Consider the following 14741-nt stretch of genomic DNA (forward strand, 5'->3'; position numbering starts at 1 on the left):
TTACTCAGCGCCGCCAACGAAGTCCAGGTTCTGGCCTTCTTTAAGGGTGACGTAAGCTTTTTTCCAGTCGCTACGACGACCGATACGCTGTCCGTGACGTTTAACTTTCCCTTTAACAACCAGGGTGTTAACGACTTCGACTTCGACTTCAAACAGTTTCTGCACAGCAGCTTTGATCTCTGCTTTGGTCGCGTCTTTAGCAACTTTGAGAACGATGGTGTTTGTTTTTTCCATCGCAGTAGACGCTTTTTCAGAAACGTGCGGTGCGCGAAGCACCTTCAGCAGACGTTCTTCACGAATCATGCCAGCATCTCCTCAACTTGCTTAACAGCATCAGCAGTCATTACGACTTTGTCGAAGGCGATCAGGCTAACCGGGTCGATACCAGTCGCATCGCGTACGTCAACCTTGTGCAGGTTACGTGCGGCCAGGAACAGGTTCTCGTCCAGCTCACCGGTGATGATCAGCACATCTTCCAGAGCCATGTCTTTCAGTTTCTGTGCCAGCAGCTTAGTTTTAGGCGCTTCTACAGAGAACTTCTCGACAACGATCAGACGATCCTGACGTACCAGTTCGGACAGAATGCTTTTCAGCGCGCCGCGGTACATCTTTTTGTTAACTTTTTGACTGTGGTCCTGTGGACGCGCAGCGAAGGTCACGCCACCTGAACGCCAGATCGGGCTCTTGATAGAACCTGAACGCGCACGGCCGGTACCTTTCTGGCGCCATGGCTTTTTGCCAGAACCAGTTACTTCAGCACGAGTCTTCTGAGCACGAGTACCCTGACGAGCACCAGCTGCATAAGCAACAACAACCTGGTGAACCAGCGCTTCGTTGAAATCACGACCGAAGGTAGTTTCGGAAACAGTCAGCGCGCTCTGCGCGTCTTTCAATACTAATTCCATTGCTATCCCCTTACGCCTTCACAGCTGGTTTAACGATCAGGTCGCTACCGGTAGCACCCGGAACAGCACCCTTAACCAGCAGCAGGTTGCGCTCAGCGTCAACACGTACTACGTCCAGGCTCTGAACGGTTACACGTTCGTTACCCAGCTGACCTGCCATTTTCTTGCCTTTGAACACTTTGCCCGGAGTCTGGTTCTGACCGATAGAACCCGGAACGCGGTGAGACAAGGAGTTACCGTGAGTAGCGTCCTGGGTACGGAAGTTCCAGCGCTTAACGGTACCAGCAAAACCTTTACCTTTAGAGGTACCGGTTACGTCAACTTTTTTAACGTCAGCAAACAGCTCAACGCTAATGTCTTGACCTACGGTGAACTCTTCGCCTTCAGCAAGACGGAATTCCCACAGACCACGGCCAGCTTCAACGCCAGCTTTAGCGAAGTGACCCGCTTCTGGTTTGGTTACACGGTTAGCTTTTTTAGCACCGGTGGTAACCTGAACAGCGCGGTAGCCATCGTTAGCCAGATCTTTAACCTGAGTAACGCGGTTTGCTTCAACTTCGATTACGGTTACTGGGATAGAAACGCCATCTTCAGTGAAGATGCGGGTCATTCCCACTTTTTTACCGACTAAACCAATCATTGTTTCAACCTCTCAATCGCTCGATGACCTGATTAACCCAGGCTGATCTGCACGTCTACACCGGCAGCCAGATCCAGACGCATCAGAGCATCAACGGTTTTCTCAGTTGGCTCAACGATGTCAACCAGACGCTTGTGAGTGCGGATTTCGTACTGATCACGCGCATCTTTGTTAACGTGCGGAGAGATCAGAACGGTAAAGCGCTCTTTGCGGGTCGGCAGCGGGATCGGACCACGGACTTGCGCACCAGTGCGCTTAGCAGTCTCGACGATTTCCGCGGTTGATTGATCGATCAGACGATGATCAAACGCTTTAAGGCGGATACGGATTCTTTGGTTCTGCATGAGACCAGAGCTCCAATTATTTTATAAACGAAAATGATTACTCCTCAAACCCATTACGATTGATGGGAGAGTGTAACCGTTCTTACGTAGCTCCCCGATTGGGAGCATTGTTGAGTAACAAAATTAGCTACTCCGGTTCAGATTGAACCCGCCGTCAACTACGACAAGCCCGCGCATTATACGTAAATCTGAGCAAGACGCAAGTGCCGTTTAGAAATTAAGCGCCAAAGACATGCGATGCGTAGGGCATTCCATTATTTGCAGCAACCTGTCTGCTTTCATCTCTTCTTATGAACCCCTCACGCAATTCCTGTGTACGGACATTGCTGGCCTTGCATCATGAGAAGAGTATGCACCAAACATCTTTGAGGCTTTGCGTATGCTGATTCCCCTCCCCTTTCTGCTCGTTTACTTCGCACTCTCCGGTTTACTGGTACGTGAAGATATTCGTGCAGGCCTTCTCCCGGATAAATACCTCTGTCCCCTCTTATGGACCGGCCTGCTCTTCCAGCGTTGCCTTCATCCTGACTTTCTTTCGAACGCAGTGACTGGCGCGATGGCAGGGTATGTGAGCTTTGCGATTATCTACTGGGGCTACCGGCTTCTGACTGGACGTGAAGGGATGGGCTATGGCGACGTGAAATATCTTTCGGCACTGGGGGCGTGGCACGGTTGGCACATATTGCCCGCACTGGTGTTAACCGCCGCATTGGTGGCGCTTCTTTACCAGCTCATTCTCTCTTTACCGGCTCCTGATAAACAGGCATTAAAAAACCCACTGCCTTTTGGGCCATTTCTGGCGGCAGCGGGTTTAAGCGTTGGCTGGCAGACACTGTTTAGTCAGCCACTTTAATCTGGGATTGAAGATAATTCTGCAGACCAATTTTACTGATGAGATCCAGCTCAGTTTCAAGCCAGTCAATGTGCCCTTCTTCATCGGCCAGAATCTGGATCATCATATCGCGGCTGACGTAGTCATGAACACTGTCCGCATAGGCAATGGCTTCGCGGAGATCTTTTGCGCCTTCAAGCTCGAGCCTGAGGTCGGATCGTAGCATCTCTTCAACATCTTCACCGATGCCGAGTTTGCCGAGATCCTGCAGGTTAGGAATGCCTTCAAGGAATAAAATACGCTCGATGTATTTATCGGCATGTTTCATCTCATCGATGGATTCGTGGTATTCAACATCGTTGAGGCGCATCAGGCCCCAGTTTTTGAACATTCTCGCATGGAGAAAATACTGATTGATCGCGACAAGCTCATTTCCCAATAATTTATTGAGATAACTTATGATTTTAACATCACCTTTCATTATATAGTCCCTCCGCTTCCACTCATTGAAGCGTAGATCGGGCTACAGGGATGTCAAAAAAAAGATGGGCGCTTACGCAATCTCTTTGTATTCCGGGATCTGCATCAATTCGTCCTGCATGATCTCACGTGCAGCACGTACACATTTACCGCATTGATTTCCCACTGGAACAAATTTGCGAAGCTGCTGGAAGGACTGTGGCTGAAACTGGCGAACGGCCTGACGTATTTTTTTGTCACTTACACCATTACATAAACAAACGTACATAAAGACTCCCGTTCAAAATATGCGCAAAGTGTAAGTGAGAATGGTTATGATTACAATAGCACAAACACCCGTATACGGGGCGGGAGAGGACGAAAAATGCGAAAATTTGTGACAGACACATAACGGCAGAAAACAAAAAAGGACGCCGAAGCGTCCTTTTTTAATTCAGGGATAAGTAATTAGCCCAGAACTTTAGCAACAACGCCCGCGCCAACGGTACGGCCGCCTTCACGGATTGCGAAACGCAGACCGTCGTCCATCGCGATTGGGTGGATCAGCGTCACAACCATCTTGATGTTGTCGCCTGGCATTACCATCTCAACGCCTTCTGGCAGTTCGATGGTACCGGTCACGTCAGTTGTACGGAAGTAGAACTGTGGACGGTAGCCTTTGAAGAACGGAGTATGACGGCCGCCTTCGTCTTTGGACAGGATGTACACTTCAGATTCGAACTTGGTGTGTGGCTTGATTGAGCCTGGCTTAGCCAGTACCTGACCACGTTCGATTTCTTCACGTTTGATACCACGCAGCAGAACACCTACGTTCTCACCAGCACGGCCTTCGTCCAGCAGTTTGCGGAACATTTCAACGCCAGTACAGGTAGACTTAGCAGTCTCTTTGATACCAACGATTTCAACTTCTTCGCCAACTTTGATGATACCGCGCTCAACACGACCGGTAACAACGGTACCACGACCGGAGATGGAGAATACGTCTTCGATTGGCAGCAGGAACGGCTTATCAATCGCACGCTCTGGTTCTGGGATGTAAGAATCCAGGAAGCCAGCCAGTTCGATGATTTTCTCTTCCCACTCTGCTTCGCCTTCCAGCGCTTTCAGCGCGGAACCACGAACGATTGGGGTGTCGTCGCCTGGGAAATCGTACTGAGACAGCAGTTCACGAACTTCCATCTCTACCAGTTCCAGCAGCTCTTCGTCATCAACCATGTCACATTTGTTCAGGAACACGATGATGTAAGGAACGCCTACCTGACGACCCAGCAGGATGTGCTCACGGGTCTGAGGCATTGGGCCGTCAGTCGCAGCAACAACCAGGATCGCGCCGTCCATCTGCGCAGCACCGGTGATCATGTTTTTAACATAGTCGGCGTGGCCTGGGCAGTCTACGTGTGCGTAGTGGCGAGTCGGGGTGTCATATTCAACGTGAGAAGTGTTGATGGTGATACCACGCGCTTTTTCTTCTGGTGCGTTATCGATCTGGTCGAATGCACGAGCAGCACCGCCGTAGGTTTTAGCCAGTACGGTAGTGATTGCAGCGGTCAGGGTAGTTTTACCATGGTCAACGTGGCCGATAGTACCAACGTTGACGTGCGGTTTTGTACGTTCAAATTTTTCTTTAGACACGGCTATATTCCTTACTATAGTGCTCTCCCCTTCGGAGAGAGCACGGGACTTAGGTTTTAATCCTGTGGATTACTTACCACGGGCTTCGATAACGGCCTGAGCAACGTTGTTAGGCGCATCATCATACTTCAGGAATTCCATGGTGTATGATGCACGACCTTTGGTCAGAGAACGCAGCTGAGTTGCATATCCGAACATTTCAGACAGCGGAACTTCAGCATGGATCTTAACGCCAGTTACTTCGGATTCCTGACCGCGCAGCATACCGCGACGACGGCTCAAGTCACCGATAACGTCACCGGTGTTCTCTTCAGGAGTCTCTACTTCAACCTTCATGATTGGCTCAAGCAGAACTGGTTTTGCTTTCTTAAAGCCTTCTTTAAAGGCAATAGACGCAGCCAGTTTAAACGCCAGTTCAGAGGAGTCAACGTCGTGGTAAGAACCGAAGTGCAGACGGACACCCATGTCAACAACCGGATAGCCAGCCAGAGGGCCCGCTTTCAGCTGTTCCTGGATACCTTTATCAACGGCTGGGATGTATTCGCCAGGAATTACACCACCTTTGATGTCGTTGATGAACTCGTAACCTTTAGGGTTAGAGCCCGGCTCCAGTGGGTACATGTCGATCACAACGTGACCGTACTGACCGCGACCACCAGACTGCTTAGCGTGTTTACCTTCAACATCGGTAACTTTCGCACGAATCGCTTCGCGGTAAGCAACCTGAGGTTTACCCACGTTCGCTTCAACGTTGAATTCACGCTTCATACGGTCAACGATGATGTCCAGGTGCAGTTCACCCATACCAGCGATGATGGTCTGGTTAGATTCTTCATCAGTCCATACGCGGAATGATGGGTCTTCTTTCGCCAGACGGCCCAGAGCCAGACCCATTTTTTCCTGGTCAGCTTTGGTTTTTGGTTCAACCGCGATGGAGATTACCGGCTCAGGGAATTCCATACGCTCCAGAATGATCGGGTGATCCGGGTCACACAGGGTGTCACCAGTAGTCACGTCTTTCAGACCGATTGCTGCAGCGATGTCGCCCGCACGAACTTCTTTGATCTCTTCACGTTTGTTAGCGTGCATCTGTACGATACGGCCAAAACGTTCACGCGCCGTTTTCACGGAGTTCAGGATGGTGTCACCGGAGTTAACCACACCAGAGTAAACGCGGAAGAAGGTCAGGTTACCCACGAATGGGTCGGTAGCAATTTTGAACGCCAGTGCAGAGAACGGCTCTTCGTCGCTTGCGTGACGTTCAGCCGGAGTATCTTTACCGTCGTCCAGGATGCCGTTGATCGCAGGAACGTCAACCGGGGATGGCAGGTAATCAATTACCGCATCCAGCATCGCCTGAACACCTTTGTTCTTGAATGCAGAACCACAGGTTACCAGGATGATTTCGTTGTTCAGAACACGCTGACGCAGAGCTTTTTTGATCTCTTCTTCAGTCAGTTCTTCACCACCCAGGTATTTCTCCATCAGCTCTTCAGAAGCTTCAGCAGCGGATTCGATCAGGTTCTGGTGCCATTCGTCAGCCAGGTCCTGCATCTCAGCTGGGATATCTTCGTATTCGAAGGTAACGCCCTGGTCTGCATCGTTCCAGTTGATGGCTTTCATTTTCACCAGGTCGATAACGCCGGTGAAGCCTTCTTCAGCACCAATTGCCAGCTGCAGCGGAACAGGGTTCGCGCCAAGACGGGATTTGATCTGACCAACAACTTTCAGGAAGTTAGCACCCATACGGTCCATTTTGTTAACGAACGCGATGCGTGGAACTTTATATTTGTTCGCCTGACGCCATACGGTCTCAGACTGTGGCTGAACACCACCAACTGCGCAATAAACCATTACCGCGCCGTCAAGAACACGCATGGAACGTTCTACTTCGATGGTGAAGTCAACGTGCCCTGGGGTGTCGATGATGTTAACGCGATGCGGTTCGTACTGCTTAGCCATACCTGACCAGAATGCAGTAGTCGCTGCGGAGGTGATAGTAATACCACGCTCCTGCTCCTGTTCCATCCAGTCCATGGTGGCTGCGCCGTCATGAACTTCACCGATTTTATGGTTTACACCGGTGTAGAACAGAATACGTTCGGTAGTAGTGGTCTTACCGGCGTCGATGTGCGCACTGATACCAATGTTACGGTAACGTGCGATGGGTGTTGTACGAGCCATTTGATTCCTCGTTTGTTTCTTTAGGCGTTCAGTTAAGTAACCCAGGACGGGCAGCTTCGCTGAAGCGCCCGCCTGGTGACTAATACTCCGGAGGGATTACCAACGGTAGTGTGCGAACGCCTTGTTGGCTTCTGCCATACGGTGAACGTCTTCACGTTTCTTAACTGCAGTACCTTTGTTTTCTGCAGCATCAGAAAGTTCGTTCGCCAGACGCAGAGCCATGGATTTATCACCGCGTTTACGAGCAGCTTCAACGATCCAACGCATTGCCAGAGCATTACGACGAACCGGACGAACTTCAACTGGAACCTGATAAGTAGAACCACCAACGCGGCGAGACTTAACTTCTACAGTCGGGCGCACGTTGTCGAGAGCGACTTCGAAAGCTTCCAGTTCATTTTTACCAGAGCGCTGAGCCAGGGTCTCCAGCGCGCTGTATACGATTGCTTCTGCAGTAGATTTTTTACCATCTACCATCAGGATATTTACAAATTTTGCCAGCAGTTCTGATCCGAATTTCGGATCTGGAAGAATTTTACGCTGACCAATGACGCGACGACGTGGCATGGGAATACTCCGTTGTTAATTCAGGATTGTCCAAAACTCTACGAGTTTAGTTTGACATTAAGATAAATCAGTTTGGCCTTACTTAACGGAGAACCATTAAGCCTTAGGACGCTTCACGCCGTACTTGGAGCGAGCCTGCTTACGGTCTTTAACACCTGAGCAGTCCAGCGCACCACGAACGGTGTGGTAACGAACACCCGGAAGGTCTTTAACACGACCGCCACGGATCAGGATCACGGAGTGCTCCTGCAGGTTGTGACCTTCACCACCGATGTAGGAAGTCACTTCGAAACCGTTAGTCAAACGCACACGGCATACTTTACGCAGTGCGGAGTTTGGTTTTTTAGGAGTGGTGGTATATACACGAGTACATACGCCACGTTTCTGCGGGCAGGCTTCCAGTGCAGGCACGTTGCTTTTTGCAACTTTGCGCGCACGTGGTTTGCGTACCAGCTGGTTAACTGTTGCCATTAAATAGCTCCTGGTTTTAGCTTTTGCTTCGTAAACACGTAATAAAACGACCTCATACAATATGAGGACGCGAAATTTTAGGGCTACGTCGAAAAGGTGTCAAGAAATATACAGCGATCTCGGATCACCAGTTCATTTGACTGGCGTGCGTCACAGTAAGATTGACGAAATCAGTATAGCCAACCACGTCAATTTTGGCTGAAATTTGACCAGAAAGACCTCGCGCCTCAAGATCGTCTTTCAGCGCAGAGACGGATATGGGGGCATTGCTGAGAATTTCAACGAAACGACTCCCTTCAAGCGCAGCCAGTACGCCATCCTGAATCAGCAGCAGGTCATCACCTTCGCGCAGCATACTCAGTAATGCGTCGATATCACAATGCCACGGTGAACGGCTCAGGGTATGGAGCATGTCAGCCTCAGAAATTCAGAACAGTGTCGTAATGGGAAAGTTGGTCGCGCAGCGCGTCGGCCGGGAGGAGTGTTACATCCAGCACGAAAGACGTCTTATCGCTCAGACCGCGCGCAGCAAGAGAATCAGCGCAGACAAAAAAGGTTTCAATGTCGTAAAGCGGCAGCACTTTAAAGGTCGCGATGTAATCCCGCGCCAGAATAGCCTGCGGCTGCTGGCCCGCCAGAAGCTGAAACACGCCATCCCCTAAAAAGAAGACACCGATGTCTTCGGTCAGCGCTGATGTTGCGAGCAACGCATCCAGCCCTTCTCTGCCGGACGCACTACCGTGCGGAGCAGATGAAAAAACAAACGCCACGCGTTTCATCAGAATTGCACCACTCTGTCGCAGGTTAACGCAGCCTGTGCCAGTGCGCCCAGACCGCTCAACGAAAACCCCGGCTGCAGGTTGGCCCCTGGCAAGCCAAGACGTTCAGCTTCGGTGGCATCGGTCACGCCGCGACGCAGGGCTGCCGCCACGCAGATATGCAGGGCAACCCCCCTTGTCTCGTTCAACGTCTGCCAGGCGCGCACCAGATCAAATTCATCGCTGGCCGGTGAGGTAAACTGGTTGGCGTTATACACCCCTTCCCGATAAAAGAAGACGCTCACCAGCTCATGTCCGGCAGCCAGTAACGCATGCGCAAACTGCAGCGCGCTGCTGGCCTGCTGAGTACCATACGCCGGGCCTGTCACCATCAGCGAAAAACGCATTACTTGTCTTGCCCCTGGAAATCACCGCTTTTGAACTGGCGGATGTAGAGGTAGACCGTATGCTTGGAAATGTTCAGGCGATCGGCCACCTGGTTAATGGCGTCTTTGATGTCAAAAATCCCTTTCTCATAGAGATTCAGCACGATCTGACGATTCTTGGCGTTGTTCGATACGTTGCGATCGGCATTCACCTCTTCGATAGTGAACTCAAGCGTCTGCGTCACCAGATCTTCAACCGAGGAGGCAAAGTTAACTGAGGAGCCAACGTCCGGCGTTTCAGGCGGTATGAAAGTGCTCATGATTTGCGAGAACGGCACATCAAGGTTCATGTTGATGCACAACAGACCGATCACGCGATGCTCGCGATTTCGAATCGCGATGGTTTCTGATTTCATCAGTACGCCGCTTTTGGCGCGGGTGAAATAACATTTGGAGACGCTGCTGTCCGCGCCGGTCATGTCATGCAGCATACGCAATGCAAGGTCGGTGATTGGCGAACCAATTTTACGGCCAGTATGCTCACCATTAGCAATGCGGATGGCGGAACACTTAAGATCTTGCAGGGAGTGCAATACGATTTCGCAGTGGGACCCAATGAGCATCGCTAACCCGTCCACTACCGCCTCGTAGGATTTCAGAATATCGAAGTCGGTCTGGTCGAAAGGACGTTGATCCAGTAAATCAAGTTCACTGGTTTCGTTGGTTAAAAGCGACCTGGACATGAAAAAAACACTCCTTTTCAGGAGCCTGTCGTTAGGTTTTCAGGGCAGGCTCATTATCTACACGGACAACTAAATTAATACAGCGTGCATAACGCTTTCCAGTGTTAATTATATCTGCCCCACAATAAAAAAAACCGCCGCCTTAAAGGCGGCGGTTTTCATTCCATTACTTCTTCGCGTCTGTCGCAGCTTTCTGTTCTGCCTGCGCTTCTGGTTTCGCATCAGCTTTCGGCGCTGGCTTGATATCCAGCAGCTCTACGTCAAAGACCAGGGTAGAGTTAGCAGGGATACCTGGAACGCCGGTTTTGCCATATGCCAGATCCGGTGGAATAACCAGTTTGATCTTGCCACCTTTCTTGATGTTTTTCAGACCTTCAGTCCAGCCTGGGATCACACCATCCAGACGGAAGGAGAGAGGCTCACCACGGGTGTAAGAGTTATCGAACTCTTTACCGTCGATCAGCGTACCTTTGTAGTTAACCACGACAGTATCGCTGTCTTTAGGCGCATCACCGGTACCTTCTTTCTCAACTTTGTACACCAGACCCGTAGAGGAGGTTTTCACGCCCTTCTCTTTAGCAAAGGTATCGCGGTAGGCTTTGCCTTTCGCTTCGTTGTCTTTTGCATCCGCTTCCATCTTAGTCTGAGCGGCACCTTTCACACGTGCTTCGAACGCCTGCAGAGTCTGTTCAATTTCCTGGTCAGACAGTTTGCTCTTATCTGCAAATGCGTCCTGAACGCCCGCGATCAGCTGAGCTTTGTCCAGTTTAATGCCCAGTTTCTCTTGTTCTTTCAGAGAGTTTTCCATGTAACGACCCAGAGATGCGCCAAGTGCGTAGGCGGATTTCTGGTCGTCATTTTTGAACGCCGCTTTGCTGTCTGCAGTTGCAGCAGGCTTCGCAGCAGTATCAGCAGCGAAGGACAGCGGCGCGTTCAGCGCAACAGCCATCGTCGTCGCCAGCAGCGTTACTTTAAACAGTGATTTCATCCATATCTCCAGGGCCTGGGGACTCTCACCCCAGCGTTAAACGTAAATGAGTTACGTACTATAAAACGTTGCGGAAGAAATCTACAGACAGACTCTCCCGATTCTCGCCACTTTTCAGACTATTTTTGTTTAAATAAGTTTCTTGCCAAGGGGATAGATACTGAACTTAAGGATAAACTCAGTTAAACTTCGCCGCCGCTGGCCGATTGTGGTTAATGAGATACAACGAGGTGAATGATGAAGGACACAATGTTAGAAGCGAGAATGGCTGAGCTGGAAAGCCGCCTGGCTTTTCAGGACATCACCATCGAAGAGCTAAACCAGACCGTGACCGCACATGAACTGGAAATGGCGAAACTGCGGGATCTCATGCGCCTGCTGACGGACAAACTGAAGGCCACACAGCCGTCACATATTGCCTCTCAGTCAGAAGAGACGCCACCACCTCATTATTGAGGCGTAAAAAAAGCGGGATTATTATCCCGCTTTTTTATTTTCCGCATAACGGAATTAGTGGCAACCGCAGCCGCCGTTACCGCAACCACCTTTACCGTGGTCGTGACCATGGTCGTGATCGTGGCCGTGACCACCACAGCAGCCGTCGTGGCCGTGATCGTGGTCATGGTCGTGACCGTGCGCACCGTGAACGTGGCCATGAGCCAGCTCTTCTTCGGTCGCTTCACGGATCGCAACAACTTCTACGTTGAATTTCAGGTTCTGGCCAGCCAGCATGTGGTTGCCGTCAACCACAACGTGGTCGTCTTCCACTTCAGTGATTTCAACAGGAACCGGACCCTGGTCAGTTTCCGCCAGGAAGCGCATGCCAACCTGCAGTTCGTCAACGCCCATGAACACGTCTTTAGGAACGCGCTGCACCAGGTTGTCGTCGTACTGACCGTAAGCGTCGTTCGCGCCAACAGCAACGTCGAATTTGTCGCCAACGTCGTGACCTTCCAGCGCGTTTTCCAGGCCGGAAATCAGGGAACCGTGACCATGCAGGTAGTCAAGCGGCGCACTCACCGGAGACTCATCAACCAACACACCGTCTTCTGTACGTACCTGATAGGCCAGGCTGACCACCAGGTCTTTTGCTACTTTCATGATATCTCCTGAGCAAGGGAAAATTGCTGGCGCAGATTGTAGCGGAAATCTGCACCCGTGTACCCTTTAGCTTAAAAAAACTCAGGGCATATCGCTAGTCCGGATGAAAAATCCCGATAACTTGCTCTTCTTTGCGAACATGATCGCGGGCTTCTTTATCCGCCTCGCGCATCTGATGGCCGCACTTAACACACTCTACGACATCAATATTATTTTCCCGCCACATCGCCAGCGTATCTTGCGCCTGGCAGCTCGGGCATTTTGCGCCCGCAATAAAGCGTTTACGTACAGCCATCTTTCGTTACCCTTTATTCAAATTCATCCCAGCCATCGAGCTGGCGTCGTTCCTGTTGCATCTCTCGCTGGAAAATCTCTTCCAGCTCGCGACGCGCTTCCCGCACGCGGGAGATCTGCGCCGTATCAGAGTGTACCGGCATTAATTCGCGCAGCATTCGCATGTCCAGCCGGCGAAAATGCATCTGGGCCCGCTGAGCCTGATGGGGATGCATGCCCAGCGAAATCAGCGCTTTACGCCCCAACTCCAGCGCACTGGAAAATGTCTCACGGGAGAAGTGTTTCACACCTGCCTGCAGCAGTTCGTGCGCTTCAACACGTCCACGCGCACGCGCCAGAATATGCAGATGCGGGAAATGCTGCTGACACAGTTCCACCAGCTTCATCGTATCTTCCGGATCGTTGCAGGTAATCACGATGGATTCTGCTGCTTCTGCCCCCGCTGAACGCAACAGTTCGAGCTGGGTCGCGTCGCCGTAGTAAACCTTGTAGCCGTATTTACGCATCAGGTTCACCGCGCTGATATCGCGCTCCAGCACCGTGATGCGCATTTTGTTCGCCATCAGCAGACGTCCAATCACCTGCCCAAAGCGGCCAAAGCCCACCACAATCACCTGCGGCTTATCATCCTCCACCCACGGCATCTCATCTTCATCCTCTGTCGGATTTAAGCGCCGCGAGAGCAGCTTATCCACCAGCCTGATGAGCAGCGGGGTGGTCATCATCGACAGCGTGACCGTCACCAGCAGCAGCGCCATCTGATCGTCTTTAAACAGCTTCTGGGAGGAGGCGGTGGAGAACAGCACGAACGCGAACTCTCCGCCCTGACTTAAGACGCTGGCAAACTGCATGCGCTCAGAACTGCGCAGCCCGTATATCCGTGCCATGACGTACAGCACCAGCGTTTTTACCGCCACCAGCACAACAACGCTCATCACCACCCACAGCAAATGGGTATAGAGCACGCCCAGGTTGAGCGCCATTCCCACCGAAATAAAGAACAACCCTAACAGCAGCCCTTTAAACGGATCGATAGCCGTTTCCAGTTCGTGACGATATTCGCTTTCGGCAAGGAGCACCCCGGCGATAAACGTACCGAGCGCCATCGACAGCCCCAGCGCGTCCATAAACAATGCCGAGCCCAGCACCAGCAGCAGCGTCGCGGCAGTAAACACCTCGCGCACGCCAGAGGCGGCAATAAAACGAAACACCGGCCGCAGCAGGAAACGTCCGCCAATCAGCATGCCGGCGAAGGCCAGCACCTTCATGGAGATTTTGACCCAGTCAAAATGATCGTCACCAGAGCCTGCCAGTAACGGCACCAGTGCCAGCGCCGGGATCACGGCCAGGTCCTGAAACAGCAGTACCGAAAAGCCCAGCTGTCCTGCCTCGTTGCGGTTCATCCCTTTGTCACGCATTAGCTGCAGCGCCATCGCTGTCGACGACATCGCAAGACCTATTCCGCCGATCACTGCCGCCTGCCACGAGAAGTTGGTCAGCATTAACAGCCCGGCCAGGATCGCGGCACTGAACAAGACCTGCGCCGCCCCCACGCCAAATATCGATCGCCGGAGCTGCCACAGTTTTGACGGGTTCAGTTCGAGGCCAATGATGAACATCAGGAACACCACGCCCAGTTCAGAGAAGTGGAGAATTTCATCCACATCGCTGATGAACCCCAGCCCCCAGGGGCCAATGGCGATCCCGGCCAGCAGGTAGCCCAGCACCGCGCCAATGCCCAGCCGGGCGGCCAGCGGAACCGCCACCACTGCGGCAAATAAAAACAGCACGCCGGCCAGGAGTAAATTCGATCCTTCCATTAGCGACCTCCCGCCGAAATCGGTGATGCCAGCCAATCGCCATACGCTCTGGCGTGGCTCGCCAGCGCTTCAGGCTTCTGGCGACGCGCCCAGTAGACAATAATCGGGCTCATCCAGTGCATGCGGCACATCGCGGCCGTCAGCTCAAACGGTCGCAGGATATCGCTCATGGGATAACGGTTAAGACCGTCATGGCGGTAAGCGCTCTCTGGCTCACCGGTCGTAATGACACTGCGCCAGTACTTTCCCGCCAGCTGGTTGCCCCCCACCCCGCTGGAGAACCCCCGGCTCAGCACACGGTCCAGCCACTCTTTCAGCAGTGCCGGACAGCTATAGGTATAAAGCGGATGCTGGAACACAATCACGTCATGCTGACGCAGCAGTTCCTGCTCGTAAGGAATATCAATAAAGAAATCAGGATAGTGCGCGTAGAGATCGTGCACCGTCACATTGCTGAGCTGAGTAGCCGGCTTAAGCAGAACCCGGTTTGCCACCGAGTCCTGAGATTCCGGATGGGCATACAGCAGCAGCACTTTCGCTGTCTGAGACATCACTCCCCTCCCGGTTCTGTTTCTGTTTTTGTGTATCGTCGTTGT

The 14741-nt window shown here is 51.9% G+C and carries 21 protein-coding genes; 2 read left to right on the plus strand and 19 right to left on the minus strand.

The annotated features are described in order from the left end of the window. Genes rplW through rpsJ form a run of 4 tightly spaced genes read right to left on the minus strand, consistent with a single transcriptional unit; the run spans position 1 to position 1889 of the window. Positions 1-303: a 50S ribosomal protein L23 gene (gene rplW, locus ACN9MQ_RS20655; RefSeq protein ID WP_000617546.1), complete on the minus strand. Its 303-nt coding sequence runs from the start codon at positions 301-303 to the stop codon at positions 1-3. Next, the gene (gene rplD / locus ACN9MQ_RS20660) at positions 300-905 is read right to left on the minus strand and encodes a 50S ribosomal protein L4 (RefSeq protein WP_000424395.1); all 606 of its coding nucleotides are present in this window, start codon (positions 903-905) and stop codon (positions 300-302) included. The genes rplW and rplD overlap by 4 nt, the downstream gene beginning before the upstream one ends. Before the next feature lie 10 nt (positions 906-915). Further along, positions 916-1545: a 50S ribosomal protein L3 gene (rplC, locus tag ACN9MQ_RS20665; protein WP_006178923.1), complete on the minus strand. Its 630-nt coding sequence runs from the start codon at positions 1543-1545 to the stop codon at positions 916-918. A 32-nt stretch (positions 1546-1577) separates the two neighbouring features. Beyond that, positions 1578-1889: a 30S ribosomal protein S10 gene (rpsJ, locus tag ACN9MQ_RS20670; RefSeq protein WP_001181005.1), complete on the minus strand. Its 312-nt coding sequence runs from the start codon at positions 1887-1889 to the stop codon at positions 1578-1580. Between the two features lie 379 nt (positions 1890-2268). On the opposite strand from rpsJ, the gene ACN9MQ_RS20675 reads away from it, so the two are divergent. Continuing rightward, on the plus strand, positions 2269-2742 hold the full coding sequence (locus tag ACN9MQ_RS20675; protein ID WP_410377826.1) for a prepilin peptidase: 474 nt from the start codon (positions 2269-2271) through the stop codon (positions 2740-2742). Here ACN9MQ_RS20675 and bfr read toward each other — a convergent pair. The 11 genes from bfr to fkpA all read right to left on the minus strand — a co-directional run bounded on the left by bfr (position 2726) and on the right by fkpA (position 10930). Further along, positions 2726-3202, minus strand: coding sequence for a bacterioferritin (gene bfr / locus ACN9MQ_RS20680; protein WP_014171902.1), 477 nt, complete (start codon positions 3200-3202; stop codon positions 2726-2728). The two genes, ACN9MQ_RS20675 and bfr, sit on opposite strands and share 17 nt — an antisense overlap. Positions 3203-3274: 72 nt before the next feature. Further along, complete coding sequence (gene bfd / locus ACN9MQ_RS20685) at positions 3275-3469, minus strand: bacterioferritin-associated ferredoxin (protein WP_008503493.1); 195 nt, start codon at positions 3467-3469, stop codon at positions 3275-3277. Between the two features lie 179 nt (positions 3470-3648). Next, positions 3649-4833 carry an elongation factor Tu gene (gene tuf, locus ACN9MQ_RS20690; RefSeq protein ID WP_014171903.1) on the minus strand — a complete coding sequence of 395 codons (1185 nt, stop codon included), beginning with the start codon at positions 4831-4833 and terminating at the stop codon, positions 3649-3651. Positions 4834-4902: 69 nt separating this feature from the next. Continuing rightward, complete coding sequence (fusA, locus tag ACN9MQ_RS20695) at positions 4903-7017, minus strand: elongation factor G (RefSeq protein WP_014171904.1); 2115 nt, start codon at positions 7015-7017, stop codon at positions 4903-4905. A 96-nt stretch (positions 7018-7113) separates the two neighbouring features. Continuing rightward, positions 7114-7584: a 30S ribosomal protein S7 gene (rpsG, locus tag ACN9MQ_RS20700; protein ID WP_003861706.1), complete on the minus strand. Its 471-nt coding sequence runs from the start codon at positions 7582-7584 to the stop codon at positions 7114-7116. Between the two features lie 96 nt (positions 7585-7680). After that, the gene (rpsL, locus tag ACN9MQ_RS20705) at positions 7681-8055 is read right to left on the minus strand and encodes a 30S ribosomal protein S12 (protein ID WP_000246815.1); all 375 of its coding nucleotides are present in this window, start codon (positions 8053-8055) and stop codon (positions 7681-7683) included. 124 nt (positions 8056-8179) lie between these two features. Further along, complete coding sequence (gene tusB / locus ACN9MQ_RS20710; RefSeq protein WP_014171906.1) at positions 8180-8467, minus strand: sulfurtransferase complex subunit TusB; 288 nt, start codon at positions 8465-8467, stop codon at positions 8180-8182. 7 nt (positions 8468-8474) lie between these two features. Further along, positions 8475-8834, minus strand: coding sequence for a sulfurtransferase complex subunit TusC (tusC, locus tag ACN9MQ_RS20715; RefSeq protein WP_014171907.1), 360 nt, complete (start codon positions 8832-8834; stop codon positions 8475-8477). Further along, positions 8834-9220: a sulfurtransferase complex subunit TusD gene (gene tusD / locus ACN9MQ_RS20720; protein WP_014171908.1), complete on the minus strand. Its 387-nt coding sequence runs from the start codon at positions 9218-9220 to the stop codon at positions 8834-8836. Before tusD ends, tusC begins: the two co-directional genes overlap by 1 nt. Next, positions 9220-9942 (minus strand): helix-turn-helix transcriptional regulator, encoded by a 723-nt coding sequence (locus ACN9MQ_RS20725; protein ID WP_014171909.1) that lies wholly within the window; start codon positions 9940-9942, stop codon positions 9220-9222. The genes tusD and ACN9MQ_RS20725 overlap by 1 nt, the downstream gene beginning before the upstream one ends. Before the next feature lie 166 nt (positions 9943-10108). Continuing rightward, positions 10109-10930 carry an FKBP-type peptidyl-prolyl cis-trans isomerase gene (gene fkpA, locus ACN9MQ_RS20730; RefSeq protein ID WP_014171910.1) on the minus strand — a complete coding sequence of 274 codons (822 nt, stop codon included), beginning with the start codon at positions 10928-10930 and terminating at the stop codon, positions 10109-10111. Positions 10931-11167: 237 nt separating this feature from the next. On the opposite strand from fkpA, the gene ACN9MQ_RS20735 reads away from it, so the two are divergent. Further along, the gene (locus ACN9MQ_RS20735; RefSeq protein WP_020884603.1) at positions 11168-11386 is read left to right on the plus strand and encodes a protein SlyX; all 219 of its coding nucleotides are present in this window, start codon (positions 11168-11170) and stop codon (positions 11384-11386) included. A gap of 54 nt (positions 11387-11440) precedes the next feature. Here ACN9MQ_RS20735 and slyD read toward each other — a convergent pair whose 3' ends face one another. The 4 genes from slyD to kefG form a co-directional block, all read right to left on the minus strand. Next, positions 11441-12031: a peptidylprolyl isomerase gene (slyD, locus tag ACN9MQ_RS20740; RefSeq protein WP_014171912.1), complete on the minus strand. Its 591-nt coding sequence runs from the start codon at positions 12029-12031 to the stop codon at positions 11441-11443. Positions 12032-12125: 94 nt separating this feature from the next. Next, positions 12126-12326, minus strand: coding sequence for a YheV family putative zinc ribbon protein (locus ACN9MQ_RS20745; RefSeq protein ID WP_013099038.1), 201 nt, complete (start codon positions 12324-12326; stop codon positions 12126-12128). Positions 12327-12339: 13 nt separating this feature from the next. Next, entirely contained in the window at positions 12340-14145 is a 1806-nt protein-coding gene (gene kefB / locus ACN9MQ_RS20750; protein WP_020884602.1) for a glutathione-regulated potassium-efflux system protein KefB, read from the minus strand. Continuing rightward, entirely contained in the window at positions 14145-14696 is a 552-nt protein-coding gene (kefG, locus tag ACN9MQ_RS20755; protein ID WP_020884601.1) for a glutathione-regulated potassium-efflux system ancillary protein KefG, read from the minus strand. The genes kefB and kefG overlap by 1 nt, the downstream gene beginning before the upstream one ends. Positions 14697-14741 lie beyond the last annotated feature (45 nt).

The sequence above is a fragment of the Enterobacter sp. R-25 genome, assembly GCF_049913205.1.
In the GTDB taxonomy this organism is placed as follows: domain Bacteria; phylum Pseudomonadota; class Gammaproteobacteria; order Enterobacterales; family Enterobacteriaceae; genus Enterobacter; species Enterobacter ludwigii.

Excerpts from the sequence above, each read along its gene's own strand:
- rplW (WP_000617546.1), bottom strand. The coding sequence starts at position 303 with ATGATTCGTGAAGAACGTCTGCTGAAGGTGCTTCGCGCACCGCACGTT.
- rplD (WP_000424395.1), bottom strand. The coding sequence starts at position 905 with ATGGAATTAGTATTGAAAGACGCGCAGAGCGCGCTGACTGTTTCCGAA.
- rplC (WP_006178923.1), bottom strand. The coding sequence starts at position 1,545 with ATGATTGGTTTAGTCGGTAAAAAAGTGGGAATGACCCGCATCTTCACT.
- rpsJ (WP_001181005.1), bottom strand. The coding sequence starts at position 1,889 with ATGCAGAACCAAAGAATCCGTATCCGCCTTAAAGCGTTTGATCATCGT.
- ACN9MQ_RS20675 (WP_410377826.1), top strand. The coding sequence starts at position 2,269 with ATGCTGATTCCCCTCCCCTTTCTGCTCGTTTACTTCGCACTCTCCGGT.
- bfr (WP_014171902.1), bottom strand. The coding sequence starts at position 3,202 with ATGAAAGGTGATGTTAAAATCATAAGTTATCTCAATAAATTATTGGGA.
- bfd (WP_008503493.1), bottom strand. The coding sequence starts at position 3,469 with ATGTACGTTTGTTTATGTAATGGTGTAAGTGACAAAAAAATACGTCAG.
- fusA (WP_014171904.1), bottom strand. The coding sequence starts at position 7,017 with ATGGCTCGTACAACACCCATCGCACGTTACCGTAACATTGGTATCAGT.
- rpsG (WP_003861706.1), bottom strand. The coding sequence starts at position 7,584 with ATGCCACGTCGTCGCGTCATTGGTCAGCGTAAAATTCTTCCAGATCCG.
- rpsL (WP_000246815.1), bottom strand. The coding sequence starts at position 8,055 with ATGGCAACAGTTAACCAGCTGGTACGCAAACCACGTGCGCGCAAAGTT.
- tusB (WP_014171906.1), bottom strand. The coding sequence starts at position 8,467 with ATGCTCCATACCCTGAGCCGTTCACCGTGGCATTGTGATATCGACGCA.
- tusC (WP_014171907.1), bottom strand. The coding sequence starts at position 8,834 with ATGAAACGCGTGGCGTTTGTTTTTTCATCTGCTCCGCACGGTAGTGCG.
- tusD (WP_014171908.1), bottom strand. The coding sequence starts at position 9,220 with ATGCGTTTTTCGCTGATGGTGACAGGCCCGGCGTATGGTACTCAGCAG.
- ACN9MQ_RS20725 (WP_014171909.1), bottom strand. The coding sequence starts at position 9,942 with ATGTCCAGGTCGCTTTTAACCAACGAAACCAGTGAACTTGATTTACTG.
- fkpA (WP_014171910.1), bottom strand. The coding sequence starts at position 10,930 with ATGAAATCACTGTTTAAAGTAACGCTGCTGGCGACGACGATGGCTGTT.
- ACN9MQ_RS20735 (WP_020884603.1), top strand. The coding sequence starts at position 11,168 with ATGAAGGACACAATGTTAGAAGCGAGAATGGCTGAGCTGGAAAGCCGC.
- slyD (WP_014171912.1), bottom strand. The coding sequence starts at position 12,031 with ATGAAAGTAGCAAAAGACCTGGTGGTCAGCCTGGCCTATCAGGTACGT.
- ACN9MQ_RS20745 (WP_013099038.1), bottom strand. The coding sequence starts at position 12,326 with ATGGCTGTACGTAAACGCTTTATTGCGGGCGCAAAATGCCCGAGCTGC.
- kefB (WP_020884602.1), bottom strand. The coding sequence starts at position 14,145 with ATGGAAGGATCGAATTTACTCCTGGCCGGCGTGCTGTTTTTATTTGCC.
- kefG (WP_020884601.1), bottom strand. The coding sequence starts at position 14,696 with ATGTCTCAGACAGCGAAAGTGCTGCTGCTGTATGCCCATCCGGAATCT.